This window comes from Algoriphagus sp. TR-M9 (genome assembly GCF_027594545.1).
GTDB classification, from domain to species: domain Bacteria; phylum Bacteroidota; class Bacteroidia; order Cytophagales; family Cyclobacteriaceae; genus Algoriphagus; species Algoriphagus halophytocola.
The window spans coordinates 4,553,086-4,579,680 of the sequence record NZ_CP115160.1; the positions used below are offsets into that span (position 1 = coordinate 4,553,086).

A 26,595-nucleotide genomic window follows, 5' to 3' on the forward strand; every position below is an offset into this window, starting at 1 on the left:
TCAAATAGTCCTCCCCATTTTGTGATATTCTCTTCTGATTCCTTCGCGTAAATCACCCAGCATGACCTGATTGCTTCCTTTGTCCAAAGCCTTAAGCAAACTATGCTGAATCACCTGTACAATCGAACCGCCGGATAGCTCATAGCTTTTTGCCAATTCCTGAAAATTAATCCGCTTGTCCAGTTCGACTTTTTCCGGAAATCCCTTCTGCCAAAGTTTTTTCCGCTCCTCGGGTTGTGGCATTGGGAAAAATACCGAGGCCTGAAAACGCCTCATAAATGCCTCGTCCATATTGCTTTTGAGATTGGTGGCCAAAATCACCAAGCCATCATAATCTTCAATCCGCTGTAGCAAATAGGAAACTTCCTGATTAGCATAGCGGTCATGAGAGTCGGAAACAGAAGTTCTCTTCCCAAAAAGTGCATCTGCCTCATCAAAAAACAGAATCCAGCCTTTGCGCTCCGCCCGGTCAAAAATCTTTGCCAGGTTTTTTTCGGTTTCACCTATATACTTGGAGACAATTCTGGACAGATCAATTCGGTAAACATCCAGCCCCAGTTTTTTGCCCAGCAAAGTGGTAGTCAAGGTTTTTCCAGTGCCAGGGGGGCCATAGAATAAAGCTTTAAAACCTGGTTTCAACTTCTTGTTCATTCCCCAGGTATGAAGCAATTGATCTTTGTGTTTCAGCCAGATTTCTATTTCCCTCAACTCCTCTTCGGTATGTGGATTGAGTACCAAATCTTCCAATTCCATCTCGGTCTGGAGAAGTTGGGCAGGGAAATTGGCACTATAATCAGGCTTTCTAACAGTTCCGCTCGTGATTTCCTGGAGCGTATCCCGGTTGATTATCAAAGTTCCGTTCAGATAGGGTTCGTCAACCTCGGTATCACTTAACTGCAGGTGACCTTCTTTAAAAAGCATTGAATTCTTATCAAATAAGCTCAAATACTGAAATCGCTTTTCCAGATTGCTTCCTGCAAGTATGAAAAGAACAGTTTCACCCGTAGGAATAAAGCCGTTATGGTTTTTGCCTTTCCGGCCTCCGAATTCGGTAAAAATCTGCTGTGTCAACTGGTTTTTGCCCATAAACACATCTAGCATCTGAGGTTTGATGTGGGGAACAGCTGCCAAAATCAATAGGAATCGCTCCGCATCTGATAGCCCTAACTTTTTGGAAAAATGTGCATAAGCCCCGAGCGGATCATTGAATTCCGGAGCAGGAATCTCCAGCACATCCCGAACTTGATTTCCAGGATTGGCATTCATGGTGGAGCGGGCTTTCAAAATACTTTGAAGCCAATCCAATTCCTGCTGTATGGTGGAGGCGTTATGTTTTGTAGTCCTTACCATTCCACTGAAATTATTTCTTCCATCCATGGCAGTTTGATGATGCCTATGCTCCATGGCAATCTGTCTAAAAGGATATCAAATGCCAATCGCTGGATTTGTAAGTGATAGCCTCTTTGTACCTTTTTCAGAATTCCTTCCCTTGCGAAAAACCCTTCGGAAACCATCTTTCCAGACTTGCTTTTCAATGCTGTCCATTGGGTCGCCATACTTTCCAAAAGAAGGGCGGTTTCTGGGATCAATTTCGGGTCTAAATCTCCATTGAATTCTATAGTTTCGGCTGGCTCCATTCCGCACAAAAGCTTATTCAAAAGCAAGTCTGGCTCTTCCAATTCACGTTGCTCTGGCATCATGGATTGAAGAAGGACAGCTGCCTGGGATTTTGCTGTATCCGAAATGAACTTTCCACTTTTGACCAAGCCTAGATTCTCAAAAAATCTAGGTAGAAATGCGGCTGTCAGAACAAGCCCTGCATTGTGGATAACTGTCTTTTCTTCTTCTTTTGGATTGAGTTTTTTTAGGACTGGTATTTCTTGCTTCCTTTGATCAGAGATTAATTTTTCTATGGTGGATAAGTCTATTTTTTCTGAACTACTTCGAAGTAGTACCTTGACAGATTCAGTCCAAAATTTATCTAAATCCATCCTGGAGCTTGATGGAGTTGATTTTAGAAGTTTGGAAAAAGAATTCAGGAATTTGCGTTTATCCAGAATAGACTGATTACTGGGATTGGTAGTTATCCACAAAAGCTGGATAAGGAATTCAGCAATACTTACAGTTTTTGATCTGTTTTTTTGTATCAATAGTTTAAATCCCTCACTGAGAAAGATCTTTAATTTTCCGCTGTTTCCAAATTCAGAAAAGAGTAATAAAGTTAAGAGTGCTTGCGTTGATTCACTACCGGAAACCCCTGTGATTTTGCCTAATTCTGTTAAAATATTTGTAAGGATTTTAAAGTCATTTTCAACAATGGCTTCTTTCAAAAGTGATTGATGAACGGTCTTTTTATCTAAACTCCTAGCTAGTTCTGCGATCCGTTTTGCTGTGCTTAAAGAGACGGGGTTTTTACTCAACCAGGACTTGAGCCGATCTGGATGCTGAACTAGTATTCTCTGGAAAATTTGGGAAATAGAGAAGTCAACCTTAGAGCTTGCAAACCATGGAAGCGTACCTTTTTGAAAGAAGTAAACCAGAATTGTCCAGTCAGATTCCAGGGATTCTTTTTCACTCTTTTGAGTTGAATTTGAGCTATTAGATTCACTTGGATTCAGGTAGTTTTGTTCCACATAGATTTTCCGCAATTCTTCCTCCAGGGCTTTCTGTAATCTCTGCTTGATTAGATCTACAGGCAGGTCCTTTGGGATTCTGCCTAGATCCAAGTCCAGTGATTCAATGCGGATGGACTTTCCCTCCTGATCATATTCATCCATCACTTGCTCCATGACTGGGATCAAATGCTGATAATAGATCTCCTGAAGGCTTTTCTGCCCGGAAAGAGCAGCTGTTTTGTTTCCAAATCCAGCTTCTATGACCTGTGTATGGATCAAGTGATTGCCCATTATTTGCCCATTAGTTTGTCAATCAACTTCGCCTTAGTGTCAGAACTGTTCACCTCGATGGACTTTTCTTCAGATATCTTGAGAAGAGTGTCCTTTTTAAAGATTTCCAGATCTTTTCTGCTGATCGTGGACTCAGGGGTGGAGGCTTTGAACGTTTCTACCAATACAGTTTTATCTGCTCCAGGGAGATAGGCTACTTTTTTGGCATCCAGGTATTTTTTCAGTTCCTCTTCTGGAAGGTTTGCTGCTGTCACCACGATGACATCCTCGTTTCTAAATCCACAATTTTGCGTTTGATAGTATTCAATCGCTGCCGCGTACTGCTCTGGCTTCATGGATGAAGTATCCATGCCCACGCTTTCCAGAATGAATTTCTGTAAGTCAGGATCATTGAGTGTGGTTTCTCTCAATTCCGTAGAAGTAAATCCTTTGGTTTCTCGTAAACTTTCCAATAAACTCTGGATTACATCCGGCAAATTCCCTGATGGGTTTTCCAATTGCCGGTCTTTGGCTACTTTCCGAATAAAGTCTTCTTTCCAGGTAGAAATTATGTTAATGGAATAGCATTCCACTACCGGATTTTCGCTGCGCACCAGTGTGATGTTAGCCTCTGATTGGTTACATATTTCCACCTCTTGACTTTCAAAACCATTGCGTTCGAAGACCAAAGTCTGCCCTGGAGTTTGAAATTGAATTTCATAATTACCGGAAGAATCGGTGGTAGTTTCAATATCTGATTTTTTTACCCTTACTCTTACGCGTATGAGAGGCGACCCATCTTCTGCATTTACGACACCTTTTACCCCCAATGAGGTACATTCCGGAGTGACAATGGCACCGCAGTTTTTCCCCTGATGGTCGAGAATAGCCCGTTCCAGTTCTTCGTAAGACATTCCCTCAGTTTGATATCCCAGGCATTTGAGAAGTTGAATTCTAGATTCAGTTCCTTCCATAACCGTAAAGCGGATTTCATCCAAAGTGAATCCTTTGGTCTTGTTGAGATCTTCCAGTAATAATTCTACTGCACGGGCATCGGTCTCATTTGCCGCTTCAATCTTACGTTCTTCGAGGGTTCTCCGTACATTTTCTACTCCCCAACAGCTAAGCACATCAATAGAATAGCAACCTTGAGTTCCTTTCACTAAAATGCTGACTTTCCCTTGGTCACTTTGGTTGGTTTTCTTATCACGCAATACATACTGAAAGCTGTCAATCCCCGTAAACCCAGGTGCTGAAGTGTACCTGAATACATTGGTTTCCTGGTCTTTTTCCACTAGGCCGTTATGCACTGAAGATGAGCCGGTGGCCAGGACTTCATAAGTCCTACCCGATACCAAAGCATCATTTAGCGTAATCTCTAGCTTGATCGGTATTTCGGTATAGGCGATGGCATAATCAGGCCGTGCAAATGGAGGCAGAGAAAAGCTTTTTTCTCCACATGGCTCCATACATGGACTGCAATCGCAACAATAATACGGCAGGCTAAAATCTCCTATTACCCGATTTTGTTTGGGGTCATGTAATAGGAAAAAGGTTCCATCTTTAACTACTCCGGCCTCGTGGTTGAGTCCGGGATGATTTTTGAGAAATTCAGCAAATTGATTGGATTGCTTGAGTAATTGAATCCGGTTTTCGTAACTGATATAAATACGTTGGAGCTTCGTGAAGAAAAATAAATCCAGTATTCTATAAAGAATCGGAGAAAGGCGCATCAAGATTCCATTGTAGAAATCCAGCTCTTTTTCCTTTTCCGGGTCCGCCTTTACTTCTTTTAACAGTCCTGATTCCAGAAGCACAAAGTCAATCAATAACTGAAGGAGATTTTTGTATGTGTTTTGGAAAGTTTTCCAATTTAGGTCTTTGATACACTCAGGTAAAGCTTCTGTCATTGCTAAAAGCAAACTCAATACCTCTGAAGCTTTTTTATAAAACTCATTGCTGGTGATGTCTTCTTCTTCGGTCTCTTGGGCAAATTCTGTCACATAATCAAAAAGCTGTTTGAGCTCCAGGATCATCCCCATCATAAAATAGCGCTGGAAAGCATATTCTTCCTGCAAGTCATTCCATCCACAATCTTCCAGATATTCAGTTTCCTCACTTTCTCCCAAATGAAGCACTTCCACATGAATAGGTAAATTGAACTGCAGGATTAACTTTTTGATCTGGTTGACTGCTGTTTTCAACTCCTTGCTGAGATGCCCCTCGATTCTGAGAAATGGATAGCTCTCAATGTCATAGAACAAGGGAGTTTCTAATGCAGATTTTGCTTCAGTTACTTCCTCATCGGGCTGATTGTCGTAGGATTGAACTCCTGCTCTATAAGTGGAATGCATTTGGAGATTACCTGGATCTACCCAGTTTTCTTCTAGTGAGAACCAATTCGAGACGGAGCTTTTCGACTTGATTTCGTAATAGTACGGAATGGCTCGTTTGCCTAATTTTCCCAGCTTTTCTCCAGAAGGAGTGATTTTGATCGGGAATTTTTCGCTTTCTCCTTTCTTGAAAATTCCTGTTTCCAGCTTCTCAAGTAACATGATCATCCTGCGATGACGCTGAATACAGGTTTCTGCCAATATTTTTTGCTGATTGAAAATCGGAGGCTGGACAAATCCATGTCTATATTTCAAGAATTGACCTTGCGTTTCTGAACTGGTCATAGCCCTTCCCAGCATCAGGTGAAGCGGAAAAAGTGAGCTATCTGTAACACAATTGTACCAAAGCTCCATGGCTGAATTTCTGAATTCGCTATAGGCTTTGATCATTTCCTTAGAAAAGTCCCAGAGATATTGAATTCCCTGTAAATCATTTGGATCTGCTTCTGCCAAACCCATGATTTCAGCGACTTTATCCTGAATAGTACCTGATTCGAGTGGATTTGCGAAGCTGTAACTTTTGCTCAAAATCGGCTCGAAAAGCTTATAGGAAAGGGCTAATGCCTCAAAAAAGTCTTTGGTAAGTGTTAACCCAATGAACTTTTGGTAGTACTTCACAAAAGCACCAAATTCATTGGACTCAGGTTTTCCTGGATAGAAAAGGGGTTTTTGAACGGAGAATTCCGGTAAATCCAACACACTAGGAAATGGGGATTTGACATTGGAGGATTTCGTCAGAATCTTATCCAGATCGCTTCCGTTTACCACCAATCTTCTGAGTGTCAAAAGTCGATCCTGGCCACGATCATCGCAGGCATTTCCAAGGCAGGATTTGAGATCTTTGTCGAAAACTTCTATAAAAATCAGTACATATTTATCGTTGAGAAAATTGGCTGGATTATTCAGTTTCTTAACCCCAGAGCTGTCTGTTGGAATCTCTGTAAGCAATTCAAACAAGCTTACGGCATGATCCACGTCTTTGAAAGGCTTGTAATCCACACCCTCTGGCAGGGAATAAGGTCTATAATGTGTAGCATTAAAATTCCCAGCTTGGATCAAGAATCCCTCCGAAGTGATTCCCAAACCTTTGGTGATTTGCAATCCCTGCGGGTAGGGCTGTACCTGCATGCCGCAGACGATTCCCATGCCGATCAACTTCGATCGGGTGAGCCTGCCCTGCTGATCTAAATAAGCTGCGAGTTGGTTCAGCTGGGTGCTGGTGAGCACCTGGCTACCTTCAAAAATCGGATAAGTTGAAATGATCTGGCTCATAATCGTAGTTTTTAAAATTCTCCCAATGATGAAGAGTTGAGAATAATGGAGTTTTCCAAGTTGTCATCCTCATCGCAATCGTGTAGTGTGCCGACAGGATAGACATTTCGGATTTGTGCCAAGGCTTCAATCAGCCCTGTAAGTGATTCTGAGAGCTTTTTGGGCTCCTTCTTGACCTTCAGTGATTCAAGCAGCCATATCTTCCAGGCCAATTCCAGCGCTTTCATGTGCTTCGGATGAATCCAGCAAATCGTCAAAAAGACATGTGCCGGAGTTTCCCGCTTGATTTTTTTCTCAAGAAACCTTCTGAAGTCGGTACTGGTAAATCTTCCTGCCCAATAGGGTAGAATCACATGCGCCATGCAGGTATAAGGATCATCCAAAGTGCAAACGCACTCATCTTCCGAATGTGGGTCCAGTAGGCGATCCTCTATTGTTTCAGTGACCAATCCACCCATTCCATCAGGAACTCTGAATTTCCCTTTGACCTTCGGGCGGAGTAATATGTGCTCAATCAAATGTGTTCCTTCATGGCTGAAAAATTCCCTGACGAAAAACTGTTGGACTTTCTGTATGGCTAGTTGCTCTGCTCCTCCGGCTATTTGGAATTGGTCGCCAGAGACTGAGAGTACATCAAATTGTCTGGATAAAATCACCATTCCGCCAGGCTGTTCTTCCGGGTTTTCCGGATCTTCGATTAGATCTTTTCTGGGTTCGGTTTTGGTCACCAAAGTGGTGTTTCCCTCTGATTCAGTCACTTCATGAATGTTGTAGTAAACCAGATGTTCGGTTTCTCCCAATAGAAACTGAACCTCAAAATCCTCGAAATTTTCAAATAAAGAGGCGTGAAGACCCGAAATGATAATTTCATGCTTTTGCAAATCGAGGCCGATTATTTCAAAGGCTCTTTCGAAATGAATCTGATCCCCTTTTTGTGGAAATGGAGCAGCTTTTAAATCTATAAAAGGACCCTTGGCAATTGCTTCTGAAATAGTCAGTTCCAAAGGCTCGAATCCAGCCTGAACAAGCCAAGCATCTCCCCAGTCTCCATTTTGTATGGCTGTGGCCAATGATTCATTGAAATTTGACTCAAAGCTTTTGGCCAAAACACCACCTCGTATCGGGTCGGTTAAGGAGAATCTATAAGGCGCAGAGTAAGGAGCTGGATCAGGAACATAGGCCCCGTCAATTACTCCCGCAGTGCAAATCTGCCAAATGAGTTCTTCCAAGCGCTCTTCTGCCAGTTCCTGAAGCTCTGGTTCCGAAGTAGCGCCTGGAACTTCCACTTCGAGACTTCCCTCCAGAAGTTGAATTCCAGCTCCAAATGGCGCATCAAAAAGTGCATATTCTAGCAAGTATTTTGGAGGCGCCGGAGCTAAATTGACAGTAATATTCACCTCCCAAAATGCATCTAAGGCTAAGCTTAAATTCTTTCGGTTTGCCAAAGGATTGTTTAAAAATTCATCCCTTAGAATTCCCCAAAGTTCGGATAGTGCGAACTCGGCATCTCCGCCTGGCGTATCGTCCCCAAAATCAACTTTGGCACTTTTGCCGACTAAGTTTCCTTCCCAAACCAATTCGAAATAAAACCCGGCATCTCCTAAGCTGATCTGGAAATTTTCCAGATTTGAACCTAAAAGCAGAGCAATTTCCAATGCTGAAGCGGCTTGTTCCTTGGTTGGGAAATCAGCCGAAAGTTCAAATACAACGGTATCCAGCTCATTTTTGACCTGGACTTTCCAAATATCTCCAACTTCTAAGATTTCAAATGCAGGTGAGAATCGAAGCCAGGAAATTGGTTTTTTCCTGATTCCCATCAATCCTTGAATTCTGTTTTCTAAACCAGAAAGATTCTCCTGATGCCAAAAGTTGTTAGCGATTTTATAATCAAAACCCTTTCCTCGTTCGGAAGAGATTTTGGGGTAGTTATTGAGGAAAGCCAGTTTATCTTCAATCAGTCTCGTCTGTCCTTCGGTAGGGTTGAGTCGCAAAGCCAAAAGTCCATAATCTGTAAATTGCTCAGCAAATCTGCCAAGTAGATGATCTAAAAAGCGATTTCTTCTCACATAAAAATCTTCTTTGCTTTCAGTGATTTTAGCCACAGATTCTTTCAGCCCGATCAGATCTTTCCAAAGTGGATCTGCATCTGGAACCAATCCTTCAAGACTCTTGGAGAAATAGGTGGCATCAATCAGTGGATTTCCAAAGGCGTCTTTTTCCTCATTGATGGAAAATAGGTGACGTACATTTTCCAGCTGACTAAGGTAATTCACCAAAAGCTGTTCAAAAACCATGAGAAAGGCCTTCAGTTGTTTCACTTGAGCAGCATCTGGCCTTCCTTGGGATTTTGGAAGCATGCCAGCTTCAGTGATTCCATAGACCAAAGGGAAATCATTTTGGATGGATTCATAATCTCCGGGATTTTTGAAATTCCCTCGTGGTAAATCGAAATCCAGTTTTGGATAGTAGATTTTCTGGCTGCGTTCGGAAGCTCTGTATTCAGCTAAAAGATCTTCAACTTTTTCCCGATTGGCCCGGAAAGGTAGTTCCTCTTTGTAGTAAGTTATTTTCGAAAGCTCGGTATTCAGTCTTGGCACATAAAACTTGTCCATGGCCAGTTCCAAACACCAGCGAACACTTTTTGAGGCAATTTCCCCTGACTCATTGTCTTGGGGCTTATTGGCAATTTGTATGCTTTTCACTGCCTCCACGCCATCAATATCCATGATGATATGGATGAGATCTGTGACATGAAGGCTGGATTTTCTATCCGCTTTTGACAGATCTTCCTCATCAATAAATCCGTGTTTCAGTAATGGCCCTTCAAAGAGCTCCTCAGTCGGAATACATTGAGTTTCTTCCCAATTTCCCAGATACACCTGATCATCGTCCATCAAAACTGGTGATGGAAAGTTGGGAGTTAGAAGAATCTCGCAAAGTGCAGCATTCTTAGGGTCTGTCCTTAATTCTAAAATCTCATAGATTCCTACATTTCCCCCTGAGCCAATAATACTGACTTTGGACTTGGCTTTTGGGTAAGTTTCCTTCGGAATTTCTATCCAGATTTTGGCCGGATTCTGCTGGATTTTAGAAATGGGAAGCGCATCGTCTTTACAGCGATTCAGCATTTCTTCCAGGTTATAAAAGTTGACCTGAGGAGAAAGAAATGCACTGATTGCCTGAAAAATCAAGGCTTCAGTTTCATTGATGGGAGCATTTGGAGAAAGCTCAATATCAGCGCAAACCAGTATTTCTTCCACTCTTAAGGCATGGAAATTCACAAAGTCCTCACATAGGTTTCTATGGGCATTCAAACTCGCCTTTGCCTCATCCAGGATTTGGTTGATCTTGGCAACTTTGGCGAGATATAAAGTAAGAATACCTTCAGGGCTATTATAAACGAACTGATTGACTTGGGTCGTCAATGCTGCCAGGCCTTCCAATGGATCCAAACCCTCTGCTACCAACTTGGTCCCTTTGATCTCAATCAGATTACTGGGGCTCAGGTCAAAGTCCATGAAAATGTCATCAGGAACATTCTGAAATTGGATTTCTATGGCATGGATGTTCTTTCGGATCGAAACAGGATCTTCCCAATCTACCTCAGCAGAATCCCATCTTGGAAACTCCACCTGAATATCGATCACTACTCCGGCTATATCCGGATGCTCGTCCACCTCGATCTCCATGCTGAGCTTATTTTCATTGAGGTCACCAAGATTTTCTGTGGTGTCGAATTCCAACAAAATATCATAAAGAATACCCAGTTTTAAGGCTTCTTCAGTGGTTGGGTAGGGTTTATAAGCGAGTTCTTTCTCTTTTCTATCTGGGAAAATCTTAATCTCATTAGAGTCCCGGATGATGATCCAGGCATTTTTGATTCCTGCTCTAGGGCAAATCAAATCTTCCTCATCCACCACTTCCACATCCATCAGGAGCTTGCGGTAATCATTAATGGTAACTGGTGTGCTGGGGAGAATTTCTGAAGCCTTGAAAAATTGATTGCTTAAATTCCCGCTTTCATCCGCTAAAAGATCCTGAACTGGAAAATTGCTTCTATATCCCAAGTCAGTAATGGCGTAGCAAAGCACCTCCAAAATCGTAATTCCAGGATCATGGCTGTTGTAATCCGTCCAGATTTTGCCTGAGATCCGTTGGATATAGCTGATGGCTTCTGAGCGCAGAAGCTCATAATCCATGCTTTTTTGGACTGGTTTAGCTTTCGATATGGTGATTGATTTTTCCATAGTCATGATCAAAATTCTTCATCCAAATCCTCTTCCTCTACCGATGCGATGCTCGCAGCAGGTTTGATTTCATTGTCTTCGCACAAGCAGTCCTCGGTTTCCAAAACTTCGATCAAATGATCTCCATAGCTTCCTAAAGTCCCCACTGATCCCAAAACTGAAACCTCTCGGCTTCCTTTGGCCGCTTCTACCCGGGTTCGAGAGAGGAGTTCTCCTGATACCGGATTGATCACTAAATGATACAATTCGAAGCAAGTCAGGTAATCCACGTAATCGAGTTTTTCCACAAAGTGAAGCACCACAGAACTGTGTAGAGATTCGCTGAAAGTCCAGTTGAAATCAGCTTCAAATGCCCAAGGGGAAAGAAATGCTTTCAGATCGTCTTCCAGTTTTCTGGCGAAAAAGTTTTTATCAGCCCAGGAATGAAACTTCACTTTGGTTTTCACCTGAATTTCTTCGAAAACCGGATTGACCACATGCAGGTAAACAGCCGGTGGGTAAATGGCAGTGATGAATTCACGAATTGCTTCAATCTGTGCCACACTTGCTTTTGGTCTCAATGGATCCACAGCGTTTTTGTTTTGCACATTGGAAATGATCACAAGCGTCACATTTCTTGGTGCCAATGCTTTGTATTTGGTCAGATCCCCGTCATAGGAGGTATGGTTCAGGCATTTGACTTGGTAAACTTCCGGGAACTGCTCCAACACCAAATGCTCGTAATCCCAAAGGGTAATAGCCCGTTGCTTATGTCGCAATCGCTCGCTGATTCTTTGGTAAAAGTCCTCGGAGGATTCTTCTGTTTTCCCTCCAAAAGACGAAAATGGCTGTTGGATTTTATTGATGGCACTATTTCCGATTTTCAGCTTGGAAATGGTTTCCGCAGAAATGGATTTCGCTACCCGTAAAGGGTCATTTTCGTTTGACTCGTAAGACGCTTTTACAGCCTGAGCCAGAACGGCGATGAAATCCGGAATTGCATCTGAATCTGCCCTGACTGAAGCTTTGATCCAGGTGGTTGATTCAGGAAGAATGCTGTGTGCGGTATCCGCTTCCCGAGGCATGGCAAAAGCTAAAAGTCCACTTTGGATCAAGCCATTCGTTTCATCCGTCAGCAAGGAATATTGATCAAATTCCTTCCATTGATTTCCTGTCAAATAACTCCATTTGACATCGGGAACAGGCTTTTCAGGATTTGCAGTGCCATCAAGGACTTGAATTAAAAGTTGGATATTCTGAGCTTTTTGATGATCACTCAGACCTATCATCAACTCACCCTCATTTTCATATTCTGCCAAAAGTGGAATGGTGTCCTCACCCTGAACTTTTGCCTCACCAAATGCTCCAACGTGGAAAAACCCTTCCAGATCCTTACTGGAAATGTCCAAGGTTTCTTCCGATGTGTAGTCCAGACTGACTGATTGAAGCTCTGGAGTATAGGGTTCTTTTGGTAAATTTCCTTTTCCATCTGGAACCAATGCCTCTCTGGCGAAAATCAACGGGTAGTCTTTATGCCCAAAATCCGGAGAATTTAGCTTCAGACGGATAAATCCTCGGTTGCTGGCAGGCGACCATGCGTTGAATTCCTCTAGGTTAGGATTGGCAGAGATTCCTTCCCAAAGCGGCTCAGCTAATGAAATAGTTTTATTTTGGTTTAAAGAGGCATTGTCATTTCCTGAAAATATAGTTTTTGAAGAATTGATGGATTTCCATTCTTTCTTTTCCAAAAAATCTATGGCTGTAGTAAAGCTTTGATTTTTTCTTTCAAGTGTATTCCCATAAGCGCTATAATGATCAGCAAAGCCCTTGGAGTCTTCCGGGAGTGCATGCCACAATAGGTTCAAGTCGAGTGATTTGAGGCTTTTACCAAAAACTTCTTTGCTGCCAATGTAAAAGTTGGATCCTTTGACGGGGCGGAATCCAAAGGGTTTGATGTTTTTTCCGATGGGAAGAATGCTTTGGTCATTTTGGAGAATTAGATTTTCTATTCCTTCCACATCTATAGAAAGTGTGGCCTTTTTTAACTGGCAATCTTTCAAAATCTCATACCCATAACTTTGGGAAGTATTGGCGAGATTTATCTTCATCATCGGTGAAGAAGTTTTGAATTTTTGAAGTAGTGCTTCCTCCGAATAATTGACTACGGCTGGATCTTCGGGTAAAAGCTGACATTTCAGTGTCAAAGAAATCCCATCCCCATCATTGCTTAACTCATGCTTGCTAAGCCTGAATGTATATTCCAAGTCATGCCATTTGTCCTCACCTATTCCTCTGACTGTCTTGACTTGATCTACAGAAGTGAATTTGCCTCCAGAAAGCGAATTTCTTCTGCTGAGAATATTCTTGGCAGTGATTTCACCTATGTCATAGCCATTGAATGGTCTGTGAGTTCCTTTTTCCGGATCGTCTAAAACCGGACCTAACACAGGTTCTACACCAGCGATGTCCTGCCATTTACTGGCTTTATTTAAGAAATCCAGGATTTTACTGGCTATACTATTTTCCTCATTTTCCCAACCTATACTTGCTGAAATCCACTCTTCCTCCCCACTGAACCAAATCTCAAAAGTATCATTCAGGGGAAGTAGTTTCAGCTGATCCAACAAGCCTTCTGTAGGTTCGAAAGTAAGTTTGAGAGATACTTTTCTGCTTCCTTCGCCCATCAAAAGAATAGGCGATGCTACGGCAAAACCAATGGTAGCCAATTCCCTATCCTGGTCCGGAAATAATTCGGTAGGTCTTCCGAAACTTCTCCATTGTTTTTCTTCGCTCAGTAATTCTCCGCCGATTCCATCCGCTGAACTGGCAATTGGGGACTTGTAAAACCTGCCGTTTTGGTCTTTGTAAAGTGCCAAAAGCGAAGTTACTTCAGCTTTATTCAGGACGTTTTGATTTGCTGTTTGGAAAAGAATTTCCTTTCCTAAATCATCTTTCCCTGCTTTAAAAGCAGTATTTGCTGGTAATAGATGCGCTTGAATATGCTTAGCCAGTTTTAGAATCAGATAAACCTGATCATCCACTGCAGGTTTTTCTTTCAATCTCAATACATCTCGGTAGTAGAAATCAAGATGTCTTTGGGTAAGCGTGTTGATGTCTTCCTGCGCAAAGCTGAAGAGTTTTAAAAATGCCAGAAACAGGGCGAAATGAGGATTTGTCAATTGATTCTCCTCGATTTTTTGATCAAAAAAGCCGCTCCAGTCATCACCATTCCAAGTATTGGATGAATTGATGAATTTTAATTGACTTGCTATGTTAACAGCGAAATCCTGCAGATCCTCCATTTTCCTTTCGTCCACACGCACGTATTCCGGAAGCAGACTTTTCAAAAGTCGCTGTGCCCGGCTGCTGCCGTTTCCTGGTAGGGTAAGATCGTTGCAATCTTTGCTCATAATTTCAGATCAGTTGCTTCGGTAAAGAGGTATGGATAGACTAGGTTTCTTCTATTGTTGGTAGCGATAATCAGATAGCTGACGATGACCTCAATTCGGCCTTCATTGTAATTGGGTCTTAAATCAATGTCCTCTGTTTTCACTCTTGGTTCATGGTAGAGGATCGCCTGCTTGATGCGATTCGCAATCATATTGGCGGTAGTGACATTGAGCGCTTCGAAGAGAAGATCTTCCATGTTTGCGCCATAATCAGGACGCATGACACGTTCCCCCAAAGTTGTATTGAGCAAAATGATTAGGCTTTGCTGGATATCCTCCTCGTTTTCTGCGAGCCGAACTTGTTGACTTTCCAGACTAAAACTTACCGGAAATGCCCAACCTCTACCTAAAAATGATTTTTCTTCTTCCATGTTATCCTATGATTACAGTTGGTTCTCCTACCGCTGGTGATGCGCCACATACGCATGAATCACCCACTCTTAAGGCAGGAACTCCACCAATCAAAACAGTGGCGCTTCCCGCCAAAAAAGGGCTGACAGTTGGCTGATGTGCATTGGGCGGTAAGGCACAAGAATGATTATCTCCCATGACGGCAGCGGGCATTCCCCCGATCAAAACGGTGGGAACTCCGGGACCTATGATCGATCCGCCGTGTGTACTTAAGTCTCCAAATCTTGCTGCTGCTGGCATAATTAATTGATTTGTACTAGTGAACCTGATATGACTGTCTGACCTCCGGAAGACACCTCCGCTCCGGCCGATCCCTCAGCTTTCAGTTGCGCACTGGCTATGATTTCTATACCTGTGCCTTCCGTTTTGATGTCACCACTGGCTTTGAGAATAATGTCTTTGGCACTTTCGATGGTAATTCCATCCGCATTCATGCTTATTTTATTTCCATTTTCATCTTCCAAAAGAATGGCTCCGTCCTCATCAGTGAATTGTAGCTTATTGCCATTAGGAGTCTCGATGTCTATGGTTTTCTTTTCGTCATTAAATACTACTTTGAGTTTTTCCCGCGTCACAATCCCCTTTTCATGGTTATCATCAGCAGCTTCAAATGGCGCCGGTTTGCTACTGCTGTGCAGCATTCCCAAAACCACTGGATCTCTAGGATCCTCATTGATAAAAGCCACGATCACCTCATCCTCCAATTCCGGTCTGAAGTAAATTCCCCGTTCATTTCCGGCATCAGGCGAAGCATACCTTGCCCAGATGCCATCTTCCTCTAGGCTGATCATCGGAAGTTTCACCTGAATTCTGTTTTCTCCATCGGGGTCTCCTTCCAATGCTGTCACTATCCCTATATGAAGTCCTTTTACCGCCGGCAATAGGCCTGATGCAGCTACATCGATGATGTCGTCATATTCCTGAGAAAACCATTTTGGATCTAGACCTAGGCCGAGGTGGGTAAACCATTTTTGGTTTGGTGAAAACTCATGATAAACAGAGGAGACAAATGCTTTTCCATTGAACCGACTTCCAAAACCTTTAAGCTCTACCATATCCCCCGGCTTTACGGTGTTGTCACCAAGCAGCTTGACTCTTCCCTGTATTTTTGCCAATCGACTTCGCAATAATCCTGCGTCTGTCCAGGCTTGTAATTCTTCATCTGCTAAGAGACCACCATGCTGCATTTGGAAGGATTCCAAACCGATCACCGCGGCAAGATCTTCTCCACTGATATCCCCAGGAGAGATGTTTCCGGGATCAGCGCCTTCTTTTTCGGCTATTTCCTGCTTGATAAAATCCCAGCTTAGGCCTTTTGTAGCTGTGTATTGCTGTCTTGCATCCATGTCAGCTTCAAACTCCACCACATTATCTCCGTATAGGAGTTCGATTATCGGATCCGCACTGGTTTGAGGTTTTTGGATGGAGACCGTTCCTGCTTCAGTTGTAATTATTTTACCATTTGCATCTGCCCGACTCATGAGGAAGTCCCAGTCAGTTGCATGATATTGTACGATCTCGGCATGGGTCAGACTGGTGCTTTCTACGTCAGCGGAGAGATCAGAATATTTTCCAATCAGTTCCTCCATCACATCGCTATCAGAGCTCTCAAAAAAGTACTTATTCTTTCTCCCTACAGTCATTTTGATCACTGGATCTCTCAGTTCGAGGATAAGTCGCGATGCTTTCTCAGGATTGATTTCCAAGCCATGCTTGATTATGATTCCTTCAAAAATGGTCTCTTCCAAATTGTGGTAGCCAGCATCAATTTTAAGTTTGACCCCTGGCTTAAATAGTTCTCCTTCGCTCAATTGAAACTCACCTGTCGCGATATCACCATCAAAAAGCACCAATTTGGCCGTTGGAATTTTGTTCACAGCTTTGCGCACAGCGATCATCGCCACCCCGACAGATGGCGGTACCTGCTCGCCATCTGAGAAAATTTTAAAGGTGGCTAGGTCCTGCTGTGTTTCAGCTGATGTAGGTACTAAAGGCATACTATGATTTTGCTAAGGGTGGAAAAATGAGTTTCTGGCCTGGGATCAGTTTTCTGAAATTTTTAAGGTTGTTTGCTTTGGCGACTTCCAAGTAATATTCCTGGGTTCCATAAATTCTTTTGCACATGAGAAGCAGCGTGTCTCCGGATTTCACCGTTCTTTCGTGCGTTAGATCCGGTGAATTTCTGGCAGTAGTTGCAGCCTGTTCCTGTCGTGAAAGTGACTGGTCAAAATTGGCTGAAACAGTAGCTCTGATGGGTAAACCTGAAGCATTGAAAAGCTTATAATTGATTGTCGCAGTAGCCAAAACTCCTCTGAATTGATACGCTCCCCAATTGATCTGCAGGTAATTTGGCTTGTGCGTGTCGGACTGAATGTTTTGGGTGATATCCAGAAATTTCCGAATTGCACCGTCCACATGTTTGTCTTTGCTGATGATCTCAATGGCATTGACTTTATTCCCACTGATACTTTCCAGATTAGGTTTGTCGTCTCCCAAATAGTCAAAGTTTGTATCTCCCGGCTTATCCGCACTTGGTGGAGAAGCTGCGCTGGCGTCAAAAAGAAATTCAAAAGAAACCGAATCTGATTCCAATGTTCTGAACTGGTATTGTTTCCCGTCGGCAGGACCTTCTTCGGGAATCCATTTGGATTTGAATTCCTGTGAAAAGGTGGTAGGATTATACATGACCACATAGGTTGCAGTGGCTTCATTGTACTCCTCATCCTTGAAAGCTGTAATTTTCAGCTTTTCTAGGCCTCCTTTTTGAGAGAAAATATCGTTCAGTGACATGCTGAGTTGGTTTTACCTTTCGTTTTTTTCTTTGATCAACCTGCTGAGTTCACGGATTCCATCCATGACCGCGATGGTATCAGGTTTTTTGTTTCCCTTTCCAGTGGGGCTGGATTCCGCAGCGTCCACAGTGGTTCGAATGATAAGCTCTTTGATTTCTATGGGCATGATTTATGGCAAAAGATCGTCTGGACTGATTCTTCTATAGTATTGATAGGCGAATTCTATGTTTTCGATCATCATGGTATTTTCCATTGCGTTGAACCCTTCGATGGACCATTTCACTGGCCAGGCATTGACAAAGTTCCAGGCTTGCAAAGGCAGTTTTTCAGGACTCAAAAGAATTACTGTAATGTCCTGTGCCTCAAATTCAAACCCTTCCACACTATCCTTAAACCATTTTGCAATCTGGGAGCTAATCGCCATCCCCCGTTTCAAAACCAAGTTGGGGTAAGAGACCGGATTGGGCATGCGATGTTTGAAGCGGTTTTCTCCTCCTTCAGCATATTCTTCCACCCCGATTTCTACACTCAAACCGGAAACCTCCTGAAATCCAAAATCTGGCATGGCTGGATACTTCAGGAGTAATCCCTCAAAGCGCACCAGAAAATGAAAGCCAGTAGGTGGATACAATAGAGCCATTTGATTATGGAGTTTCTATTGCCAGGCCTTCGTGGCACAGCTCAATGCTTTCTATGGCCACTTCATTGCCGGTGGAATTCAGAGATGGGCCTTCTACTTTGCAAGGCCAGGCTTCTTTGACCTTCCAAACCATCACAGGCTCGTGTTCTTCATTGAGTAAGCTGATGGTTAAATCCCGTCGCTCGATGTTGTTCATTTTGACGGTGTTGAGCCACTGGAAAAATTCATTGTCGGCTCGGAAAATGCCTCTTTTCAACGTGATATTGGAGTATTGAGGAATACCTGGCATTTTGCTTACATGATATTCTAAGGAACTGCCTTCCCGATAATCTATGCTCTGAAGCTCCACAGTCAGGCCAGATACTTCTGTGAAACCGATGCGTGAACCGCCCCATTCTACCTGAAAATGAAAGACGGAAACTGGATATGCTACTGCCATAATTGTATGATTTTAATTACTGTTCTTGATTTTTTAGCTTAGGATTCCTGAAGTTTATGAGAGAATTTCAGGATGATAAATTCGGCAGGCCTAACTGCTGCCAATCCGATTTCTATATTCATTCTACCTTCCAAAATGTCCTGAGAAGACATGGTCTGTCCCAGTCCAACCCGCACAAAAAATGCTTCTTCCGGCTTTGCCCCGGCCAAAGCACCATCTCTCCAAAGTTTGGAAAGGAAGTTTTCGATCATAGTCTTGGTTCTTAGCCAAGTGTTGGCATCATTTGGCTCGAAGACCACAAACTCGGTGGCTTTTTTTACCGACTCCTCTATAAAAATGTAGAGTCTTCTCACTGGCACATAACGCCATTCATTGTCGTTACCAGCAAGCGTCCGCGCTCCCCAGACCAAAGTTCCTTTACCAGTGAATGTTCTGATGGCATTAATGGATTTACCCGAAGTGGCATCTACATTGAGGTCTGCTTGCTGATCGTGAGATACTTTTCTGGAAGGACCGATGACCGTTCTCACGTCCACATTTGCCGGAGCCTTCCATACTCCCCGTTGACTGTCAACTCTTGCATATATTCCTGCAATGGCTCCTGAAGGAGGCAAAGTGATGTAGCTCTTGTTAATTTCTGCGATAATGGACCGGTACAAACTTGGGTCATTTTTGAGCACACTTGGGTCAGCAGGATCACTGGCTTCCAGCGGCAACGTGTTATGGACTCCAGCATCATTTGCACCACCTCCAGCATAAGTATTGGTATGAGTGATCGTCTGGTCAGTCGGAGAGAAGGCGTAGTTTAATGCGCTACTCAAGTTGGGATAATAAGCAGCTCCATATTTCAGATTTGAAATACCTATAGCATCATTCCTGAAATTCTGGGCATCGGCGAATGGATCAGCCGTAACATCTTTCACATCGATGATTACAAATCGATCTTTCAGCGATTCACATTGTGCCAAAGCAGCATCGTAAATGCCTTTGTAAATTTTTCCGGTAGTATCACCAGGCGCAACTGGTATAATGACATCTGGAAAGACGATCAAAGTTGGTTCATCCACTCCTTTCAGGGCTTCTAAACCACCCATAAGAGAATCCTCGTCTGTGGGGTCTCCTTTCGCAGGCAAATTGTCAAAATCATTGACCGAGACGATGTAGCAAGGTCCTCCTCCATTGGAAAAGTACATTTGAAGGGAGTAATAAAGCTTGTAGGGACTTGGTGTGGCAGGAGGAACTGCGGTTATCTTTCTGCTATCCAACTTTCCTGGAGTTCCTTGTGAACCTGGGTAGGTATCTTCGACAGTAATGGTAAAAGCTTCTGGATTTGCTTTCCCAAAAATCGCCTCAAACTCCAGCATGCTGGTAATTCTTGTGGGAATTGTTTTGACGCTTTCTCCATCCTTGATTGCGATTTCGGTGTGCCCGATAAAAGCTGGGATGGCAGTTTCCACCGAAGCTATAGAAGCGGGAAGGGTGGAAATCTCTTGTATGTAAACACCGGGGGTAGATTGACTTGCCATGGCTTGTTTATTTATTGATTAAAAGATTAGGATTCCTGTAGCTTGTGAGAAAACTTCAGGATGATGAATTCTGCCGGTCTTACTGCCGCCATTCCGATTTCTACTATGAGCCTGCCTTCCAAAATATCCAAGGCAGTCATGGTCTTGCCAAGACCCACGTTGACGAAAAATGCATCTTCTGCCTTTGCTCCGGCTAATGCTCCGTCCCTCCATAAATTGCTCAGGAAGTTTTCGATCATGGTTTTCACCCTCAGCCAGGTATTGGCATCATTGGGTTCGAAGACCACGAACTCAGTGGCTTTTTTCACGGATTCTTCCACAAAAATGTAAAGCCTTCTAACTGGGATATACTTCCATTCATTGTCATTTCCAGCCAGGGTTCTTGCTCCCCAGACCAAGTTTCCTTTTCCCTGGAAGAAGCGAATGGCATTGATGGATTTTCCGGAAGTGGGATCCACATTAAGCAAACCCTGATCTTCGGCATTGACTAGAACTACAGGTCTGCTTACTCCGCGCACATCCACGTTGGCAGGAGCTTTCCAAACCCCTCTCTGGCGGTCCACTCTGGCGCAGATTCCGGCCATTGAAGCACTTGGATATAATTCCATTTTTTTGGACTGAAGCATTCCTATGATCGTATTGTAAAGCGTTTTATCAGGAGCTTGCCAAGAAAAAGTGCCAGAACCGGAAATGACAGCACCTCCATTTCCATTGGTATCTGTGTAGGTCAGCGTGAGCAGTTTGCCTTCCTCACCTGGCGCAGTTGCAGTGAGTGTGATCAGATTTCCTGCCCTAGAAACTGAAAATTCTGGACTACCATCAATGGCATCTTCTAAGGCATCAGCAGTTGTGATATCCGATGAGGCTTTGTTGAACTGATCTCCTTCTTCGTAGGTGCCTGATCCTATATTGAATACATCTTGATCCAGGTTGTCGTAATTATTAATTCTGATTGTGGCTGTCGCAAAGGCATCTCCATTGCCCAAGGCATTCAGGGTTTTGTTGTGAAATGGCCCTAGTCCGACTCCACCTCGATTGTCGGTAATCGTAAGTTTGCTTTCGGAGTAATATTTATAAAGTGAGGTTTTCAAAGAAGGATAGTAAGAAGCACCATACTTTAAATCACTGGTCCCAACTTCTGCTCTGAAGGTAGCTCCATCTTCAGCTACGGTTTGCCCGGTAATATGAAGCGTATCCATCAATGCAAATCGATCCTGCAACTTGGCACATTGCGTGAGCAGCGTTTCATGAACGGTTTTTCTATCGATGGTACTTAAAATCACTGCTTCAGGAACTACTAAAAGCGTTGGCTCGTCTTCCTCCTCAAGTGCATTGATACCTGCTATCAAAGCTGTGGCTACGATAGAGGTCGGGGCTGGATTTGGTCCAGGCACCATATCTCCGACTGAGACAATGTAGCAAGGTCCACCGCCATTGTTGAAATACATATAAACCTGATAGGTCATCCGGTATGGCGAAAAATTTGTCGGATCGTTGATAGCTACTTGGGTATTCCCATCTGCATCTAAGGTCAATGTGATTCCATAATCTTCCGGATAGGATTCACCAAAAATCTCCTTGTATTCGAGGTAAGAAGTAACGCGCACCGGTTTGTTGATGGGGATTGTTTCTCCGTTTTTTTCACGCTGTGCAGTATAACCGACAAAGGCCGGGATCGCCGTGGCAACCGGAGCAATAGATGCGGGGAGGGTTGATATTTCCTGAACATAAACCCCAGGGGTTTTAAAGTCTGCCATTTTCGATTTATTTACTAGATGTATACATATATTTCTGTGTTGATATCCCCTTCAGAATCCTTGGTCGCTGCTGACCTAGAAGGATTGGGTAGGTTAGGAATCAATACTTGATTTCCTGGTGATTTGACCAGTTTGAGATTTAATTTGGGTATTTCGAAGAATGGAATCTTCGATTCGGAGCGGAAAACGACTGTTTCTTTTCCATTGAGTTTGATATTCACATTTGGACTCGCCCCAATTTGATTGAAATTGTAAGTGCCGTATGGGACAGTTCCCTCATTCCCATCATCTTCAATGGATAGATTATTGGTGACCAAATCAATTTTTTGGTTGCCATTTACTATGAAATAGGTCCAAAGACTTTCTAGGCTGGTAAAATTGAGTTGATAATATTCTTTGGGGCCATAGAGATGAGCAGGTGCTGTGTCATATTTGATTTCAAAAAGTCCGATACAAGAACTTGGGAAATCATCTGCCAAAAAATACGCTTTGGACCAAAGGTCTGTACTATCTGCCTCATCCCGAAGTGTTATGGTGTAAAGTCCCTCCGCCTTTCCTGATAGATCAAAAACAAAACGGAAATTCCCCTGAGAGTCAGGAAGGATTTCTGCTAAATCAGGGAGCCATTCACCAGTCGAAGATTTAGCTGCAGAAATCACCTCTCCTTTTGAGTTTCTAACCTTGAGTCTGACCGAAGCAGGTTCAGGATTTAGCTTCACATCCAATGAAAAAACTTTTCGCCGGGCTCCATCCAATAGTCGATAGGAAAGAATTTCCGGGGAGGCAGAATCTGTAGATGCTTGGTTAGGAATATTGAAAAAGAAAGGAATTTTTCCGCTTTCGTATTTTTTGCTGCCTTCATCCAGATCTGTAATCTGATAGAATGATCCAATATTCTCAGGATAGAGATAAAAGAAAAATGAGAGAGGAACCTTTAAAGGACTGATAGGAGTGCTTTCATCTTCCTCGGCTCTATATAGTAAAACGGCTCCACCTGGAGTAGTTTTAAAAAGTATTCTTCCGTTTTTAAGAAGGTGAGCAGTCTCTGCACTTGGGTGCAGGCTTATTCCTTTGGCTATGCCATCTTTATAGAAATCATGGCGAAGCGCTACTTCGCCGAGGCGTGTGTAGATGATGCTCATGATTTGTGAAGGGAATTAAGATGGATTTTTTCAATTGGGTCACCCGATTCTTGGAGTTGATTTTCCTGAATGCGGAGAGTCTTGACTTTATAGAGGACAGATGGCAGATATTTAGCACCTACTACTGTCCAGAAGTTATATAGCTGCTCAAAGGAATAGCTATAGAGTTCTACCACAATTTTGGTCAGGCCTGGGTCTTTTCCGGAAAGTGAAGGGCTGTTTTCTTTGGTAAAAACATTCTTCGCCTGAAAGAAAGAAATCGCATACCCCAGTTGCTTGAGACCTTCTACATAATCATCCGAACTGTCATTTGCCTTTTTGTTTTGAAAATTTGCGGTGATGAGTACATAGAGATTGAGTTGGATCTCAGGATTTCTTTTTTCTGTTTTTCCTACGGCGTTGATATAAGTACTGCGCTGCTCTTTGATGGTCCGCTCTTCCTCGATGTTGATCAGGGAAAGCCCCAGACTTTTGTCTGGAATAATGATTCCTGTTTCGTTTGTGACCGATGACAAAACGATCCTGTCCCCTACGGGGTCACCTACCTTTAATTTGATAAAGGCATTGAGCTCTTGAGTCAAAAATTCTAATACAGAATGTATCATAACACCAAAAAAAGCTTAAAAATGATCGGTTATTTACCTTTCAAAAGGTACCCATCTTCCTCTGGATTTGACAGGAAAAAATATCCGGGATTTATGCAAAAATTAAGAATGTAAAAAATATAATTAGCTGAAAATCATTTCTATATGAAATATCGATTGCTATGCACTGACATAAAAGTATACGATTTACCCATTCCTGGATTTTAAATTTGCAAATGCTTGAATTTACTTTGTTTAAGCAGGTAATTTGAAGCGCTCAGCCATCCACTCCTCATACCGGATCAGCTCAAATGTCCCTGGTTCCCAGGCAAAGTTTTTTTCGCCTTTTACCAAGCTGAGAAAGCTGGGGTCTTCTATTAATGAATCGCTGGATTTTGTTTTTTGCATTTTCCAGAAAACCTGAAATGCTGCTTGAATCCTAGAACATCCCGCCTTTTTCTTTCTGGAAATCAATTTTCTCATGTTTTCCATTTTATACTCTAACCAATCTTGTTCATTTTGCTCTATGAGTACCATTAGCTCGAGCATTTTTGAACCCAGGTATAGATGAGGTTCACTTTTTAATTTGTTTTGGTGTTCATGGATCCTTCTCAATACTATTTTATAGGATTGCTGGCAGAAAAGCAGGTAGAACTCAAAGTATAGCCATCTAGGCGCAAAGTCAGTAGGCACTTTTGGCAACTGCCTTTTCAAAAGTTGAGCTGCTTCATCCAGCCTCCCCAGGTGGAACAAAGCCAGCCAGTGGTACTCGTACAGGTAAAAATTGTTTGGCTGCTGGGCAACTCCATCTAGCAGTTGACCAGTAAGAGCGCGCAATTGAGTAAACTCTCCTTTATTTAGGTAGATGCTGAGCTTGGCCTTTACCAGTTTGTTTTTGGTTTCTTCTTCCTGAAATAGTTTTTGGGGAGAATTTTCGGCCCGTATAACTAATTCACTCGCCAACTCATAGTTTTTCTGGTCGATTGCAGCGTTGATTTTTTCTAGTTGGCCCCATGAGGTTCTACTGCTTTGAACCTGCTGTATCATGGTTTTGAGCAGGGAGTTTTCAGCAGGCTTGGTATCCGTTTGCCTGTAGTTGTATTTATCCATCAGCAACTGCAAATGGCTTTTGATGGCAAGTTGCAGGTCAGGCAGGTCTTGATGGTGGATGATTTCGCTTAGTTCAAATCGCCGTACGGTACTATACACTGTCAATACCAGGTCATGAAACCTATTATTAATGGCCATCCGCAGGCCTCTTTCTAACAGTTTGACCCCTTCATCTCTGAGGCCCCGAGCCAGCACGAGTTGACTTTTCAGCAATAATTCTGTGCACTGTATGTGAATTTTGTTTTCCTTTTCAATGCAGCTGGGTTTGAGCAAGATCAGCAAGTCTTCGCACTCTTCTTTTACTCTTTTTTTGAGTTGATGAAATGCAGGAATATTCTCTTTGTTGTAAATCTTTTTAGAATAGTCCGAGTCCGAAAGCCCCGGCTCTTGCACGTAGAGCTGGAGTAGCTGAAGTTTTTTGGAATTCGGGGCATTTTTCACTTTTGCATATTCCACCATCTGGTATCTCTCGGGTAAAGTGCAGGTGTCCAAAAGCTCAGTAATTGATTCCATAAAAAAGGGTTTTTAAGTGATCAAAAAATAAGATTCACTTGGTGAAAATACCCTTTATTATACTGAAATTCAACTTATTAAATCATAAGTTTATGTTGGTTCACTTGCAGAATTACTTCAATTCAAAAACCCCTGGTGAAGTTTTCTTATACTGGATTTCCAGTGCCGGATATTGTTTTAAGATTTTCTCAAAATCCCCGTTGGGATCCAGCACCAATTTACTTTTGTCTTTTTGAAGCATTTGGAATAAGCGGGCCTTTTCGCGCAAATTTCTCTCCTGATCTAGGTATAACCTACTCAACTGGTAATTGAGAAAAGGACCTCCGAGATTTGATTGTAAGTAAGGTGATAAGTCATCGCCTACCACCATGATATCATCGGGATATTCCGTATCTGTTGCCTTCACAAAATACTCAGAATTCGGAATCCTCATCTGCCAATACCACCAGGTAAGCATAGGAAGACCCAGCACTAGTAAAAAAAAACAGGCTTTTGCCAATATCTCCCTTTTCACATGTAAGAAAAACTGAGTGATCAGGTAGGTCAATCCAGGTATAAGAATTACCAGTTGGTAAGCCGCTTGTTTTTTGATGATGAAAAATTCCGCTGCAGAAAAGAGCAGCCAAAGGATCACCAGTTGCCTTTGTTTCTGCTGGTTGATGGTGGAGCCTTTCAGCACAGCAGCCATGAAATAGCCCAAAATGGCTAATGCAACTGGAAAAATCCCCAGAATCAACCAATCTGTCAGCGATTGATAAAGGTATTTTTCGGTGAGGAATGTCAAAGGCCAGATTTGCAAAGCTTCCTCTAGTCCGTCATTCCAAAAGTAAAAGACCGAGATAAGAAGAAGAGGTAAAAAGTAACCGACCAAGGAGAGCATCAGCTGCCGAAAAGTAAAGCTGCTGATCGCTATCCCGGTGAAGATCATGTATGGCAAAAAGAGAATATAGTTAGGGTGGAAGCCTGTAGCAAGTCCGGCATATATCCCTATTAAAAGTGTGGATTCGCTGGTTTCTTTTTGCAGAACGGTCTGGGAAAACAATTGTCCCAAAGCTAAAATCAAAAAACAGCTTCCCAATAAGGCAGGGCTCAAAGCAAGCATGTCAAAGGAAAAGTGGAACAAAGCGGCCATGATGATGGCAGGAAGGTAGGTGTTATCATCAAAAGCCCGGAACTTGATCAGTCTGGCATTCCAGTATAAAATCTGAAAAGTGACCAAGAGTCTGCCTATTATTTCATAAGCCAGACGACTTCTCCCAAAAAGAAAATCTACTAAAGTGAAAAAACCAGCCGATAGCGGCCCTATGTCATCGATAATATCCTGATAGAGGTAGTGTCCATCACCCAGCCGCTCTCCCAGAAGCATCCAGATCAATTGTGGATTCGTTATAGGAAATTGATTGAGTAAGAAATAGGCGATTGTCAGCAAGAGCATGTATATTCCTATGCCGATTAG

The 26,595-nt window shown here is 42.8% G+C and carries 18 protein-coding genes; all 18 read right to left on the reverse strand.

The window, feature by feature from the left end; all coding sequences use genetic code 11:
* Positions 1–1,404, reverse strand: a complete 1,404-nt coding sequence (locus PBT90_RS19500; protein ID WP_270130749.1) for an ATP-binding protein — start codon at positions 1,402–1,404, stop codon at positions 1–3.
* Positions 1,344–2,906: a contractile injection system tape measure protein gene (locus tag PBT90_RS19505; RefSeq protein ID WP_264808175.1), complete on the reverse strand. Its 1,563-nt coding sequence runs from the start codon at positions 2,904–2,906 to the stop codon at positions 1,344–1,346. Before PBT90_RS19505 ends, PBT90_RS19500 begins: the two co-directional genes overlap by 61 nt.
* Complete coding sequence (locus tag PBT90_RS19510) at positions 2,906–6,550, reverse strand: Ig-like domain-containing protein (protein WP_270130752.1); 3,645 nt, start codon at positions 6,548–6,550, stop codon at positions 2,906–2,908. Before PBT90_RS19510 ends, PBT90_RS19505 begins: the two co-directional genes overlap by 1 nt.
* Before the next feature lie 11 nt (positions 6,551–6,561).
* Positions 6,562–10,797 (reverse strand): hypothetical protein, encoded by a 4,236-nt coding sequence (locus PBT90_RS19515; RefSeq protein ID WP_270130755.1) that lies wholly within the window; start codon positions 10,795–10,797, stop codon positions 6,562–6,564.
* 8 nt (positions 10,798–10,805) lie between these two features.
* Positions 10,806–14,186 (reverse strand): baseplate J/gp47 family protein, encoded by a 3,381-nt coding sequence (locus PBT90_RS19520; RefSeq protein ID WP_270130757.1) that lies wholly within the window; start codon positions 14,184–14,186, stop codon positions 10,806–10,808.
* Complete coding sequence (locus PBT90_RS19525) at positions 14,183–14,596, reverse strand: GPW/gp25 family protein (RefSeq protein ID WP_091696630.1); 414 nt, start codon at positions 14,594–14,596, stop codon at positions 14,183–14,185. Before PBT90_RS19525 ends, PBT90_RS19520 begins: the two co-directional genes overlap by 4 nt.
* Before the next feature lies 1 nt (position 14,597).
* On the reverse strand, positions 14,598–14,876 hold the full coding sequence (locus tag PBT90_RS19530) for a PAAR domain-containing protein (RefSeq protein ID WP_091696632.1): 279 nt from the start codon (positions 14,874–14,876) through the stop codon (positions 14,598–14,600).
* A 2-nt stretch (positions 14,877–14,878) separates the two neighbouring features.
* Positions 14,879–16,633: a type VI secretion system tip protein VgrG gene (vgrG, locus tag PBT90_RS19535; RefSeq protein ID WP_270130761.1), complete on the reverse strand. Its 1,755-nt coding sequence runs from the start codon at positions 16,631–16,633 to the stop codon at positions 14,879–14,881.
* A 1-nt stretch (position 16,634) separates the two neighbouring features.
* Positions 16,635–17,426 carry a CIS tube protein gene (locus PBT90_RS19540; protein ID WP_264808180.1) on the reverse strand — a complete coding sequence of 264 codons (792 nt, stop codon included), beginning with the start codon at positions 17,424–17,426 and terminating at the stop codon, positions 16,635–16,637.
* A gap of 12 nt (positions 17,427–17,438) precedes the next feature.
* A complete protein-coding gene (locus PBT90_RS19545) occupies positions 17,439–17,594 on the reverse strand; it encodes a DUF5908 family protein (RefSeq protein WP_264808181.1) in 156 nt (51 codons plus the stop codon).
* 3 nt (positions 17,595–17,597) lie between these two features.
* Entirely contained in the window at positions 17,598–18,068 is a 471-nt protein-coding gene (locus tag PBT90_RS19550; RefSeq protein WP_264808182.1) for a phage tail protein, read from the reverse strand.
* A gap of 4 nt (positions 18,069–18,072) precedes the next feature.
* Positions 18,073–18,507: a phage tail protein gene (locus tag PBT90_RS19555; protein WP_091696638.1), complete on the reverse strand. Its 435-nt coding sequence runs from the start codon at positions 18,505–18,507 to the stop codon at positions 18,073–18,075.
* A 38-nt stretch (positions 18,508–18,545) separates the two neighbouring features.
* Positions 18,546–20,033 (reverse strand): phage tail sheath family protein, encoded by a 1,488-nt coding sequence (locus tag PBT90_RS19560; RefSeq protein WP_264808183.1) that lies wholly within the window; start codon positions 20,031–20,033, stop codon positions 18,546–18,548.
* Between the two features lie 26 nt (positions 20,034–20,059).
* The gene (locus PBT90_RS19565; protein ID WP_264808184.1) at positions 20,060–21,790 is read right to left on the reverse strand and encodes a phage tail sheath family protein; all 1,731 of its coding nucleotides are present in this window, start codon (positions 21,788–21,790) and stop codon (positions 20,060–20,062) included.
* Positions 21,791–21,804: 14 nt separating this feature from the next.
* Positions 21,805–22,932, reverse strand: coding sequence for a hypothetical protein (locus tag PBT90_RS19570; RefSeq protein ID WP_264808185.1), 1,128 nt, complete (start codon positions 22,930–22,932; stop codon positions 21,805–21,807).
* Positions 22,929–23,537, reverse strand: a complete 609-nt coding sequence (locus tag PBT90_RS19575) for a DUF4255 domain-containing protein (RefSeq protein ID WP_264808186.1) — start codon at positions 23,535–23,537, stop codon at positions 22,929–22,931. The genes PBT90_RS19570 and PBT90_RS19575 overlap by 4 nt, the downstream gene beginning before the upstream one ends.
* 234 nt (positions 23,538–23,771) lie before the next feature.
* On the reverse strand, positions 23,772–25,139 hold the full coding sequence (locus PBT90_RS19580) for a hypothetical protein (protein ID WP_264808187.1): 1,368 nt from the start codon (positions 25,137–25,139) through the stop codon (positions 23,772–23,774).
* Positions 25,140–25,251: 112 nt separating this feature from the next.
* On the reverse strand, positions 25,252–26,574 hold the full coding sequence (locus tag PBT90_RS19585; RefSeq protein WP_270130767.1) for a hypothetical protein: 1,323 nt from the start codon (positions 26,572–26,574) through the stop codon (positions 25,252–25,254).
* Positions 26,575–26,595: the final 21 nt, after the last annotated feature.

What these genes read in the sequence shown, in the direction of transcription:
- PBT90_RS19580 (WP_264808187.1), bottom strand. Translation starts at nt 25,139, where the DNA reads ATGGAATCAATTACTGAGCTTTTGGACACCTGCACTTTACCCGAGAGA.
- PBT90_RS19550 (WP_264808182.1), bottom strand. Translation starts at nt 18,068, where the DNA reads ATGGCTCTATTGTATCCACCTACTGGCTTTCATTTTCTGGTGCGCTTT.
- PBT90_RS19500 (WP_270130749.1), bottom strand. Translation starts at nt 1,404, where the DNA reads ATGGAGCATAGGCATCATCAAACTGCCATGGATGGAAGAAATAATTTC.
- PBT90_RS19555 (WP_091696638.1), bottom strand. Translation starts at nt 18,507, where the DNA reads ATGGCAGTAGCATATCCAGTTTCCGTCTTTCATTTTCAGGTAGAATGG.
- PBT90_RS19510 (WP_270130752.1), bottom strand. Translation starts at nt 6,550, where the DNA reads ATGAGCCAGATCATTTCAACTTATCCGATTTTTGAAGGTAGCCAGGTG.
- PBT90_RS19505 (WP_264808175.1), bottom strand. Translation starts at nt 2,906, where the DNA reads ATGGGCAATCACTTGATCCATACACAGGTCATAGAAGCTGGATTTGGA.
- PBT90_RS19545 (WP_264808181.1), bottom strand. Translation starts at nt 17,594, where the DNA reads ATGCCCATAGAAATCAAAGAGCTTATCATTCGAACCACTGTGGACGCT.
- vgrG (WP_270130761.1), bottom strand. Translation starts at nt 16,633, where the DNA reads ATGCCTTTAGTACCTACATCAGCTGAAACACAGCAGGACCTAGCCACC.
- PBT90_RS19515 (WP_270130755.1), bottom strand. Translation starts at nt 10,797, where the DNA reads ATGGAAAAATCAATCACCATATCGAAAGCTAAACCAGTCCAAAAAAGC.
- PBT90_RS19525 (WP_091696630.1), bottom strand. Translation starts at nt 14,596, where the DNA reads ATGGAAGAAGAAAAATCATTTTTAGGTAGAGGTTGGGCATTTCCGGTA.
- PBT90_RS19575 (WP_264808186.1), bottom strand. Translation starts at nt 23,537, where the DNA reads ATGATACATTCTGTATTAGAATTTTTGACTCAAGAGCTCAATGCCTTT.
- PBT90_RS19570 (WP_264808185.1), bottom strand. Translation starts at nt 22,932, where the DNA reads ATGAGCATCATCTACACACGCCTCGGCGAAGTAGCGCTTCGCCATGAT.
- PBT90_RS19530 (WP_091696632.1), bottom strand. Translation starts at nt 14,876, where the DNA reads ATGCCAGCAGCAGCAAGATTTGGAGACTTAAGTACACACGGCGGATCG.
- PBT90_RS19565 (WP_264808184.1), bottom strand. Translation starts at nt 21,790, where the DNA reads ATGGCAGACTTTAAAACCCCTGGGGTTTATGTTCAGGAAATATCAACC.
- PBT90_RS19585 (WP_270130767.1), bottom strand. Translation starts at nt 26,574, where the DNA reads ATGCTCTTGCTGACAATCGCCTATTTCTTACTCAATCAATTTCCTATA.
- PBT90_RS19560 (WP_264808183.1), bottom strand. Translation starts at nt 20,033, where the DNA reads ATGGCAAGTCAATCTACCCCCGGTGTTTACATACAAGAGATTTCCACC.
- PBT90_RS19540 (WP_264808180.1), bottom strand. Translation starts at nt 17,426, where the DNA reads ATGTCACTGAACGATATTTTCTCTCAAAAAGGAGGCCTAGAAAAGCTG.
- PBT90_RS19520 (WP_270130757.1), bottom strand. Translation starts at nt 14,186, where the DNA reads ATGAGCAAAGATTGCAACGATCTTACCCTACCAGGAAACGGCAGCAGC.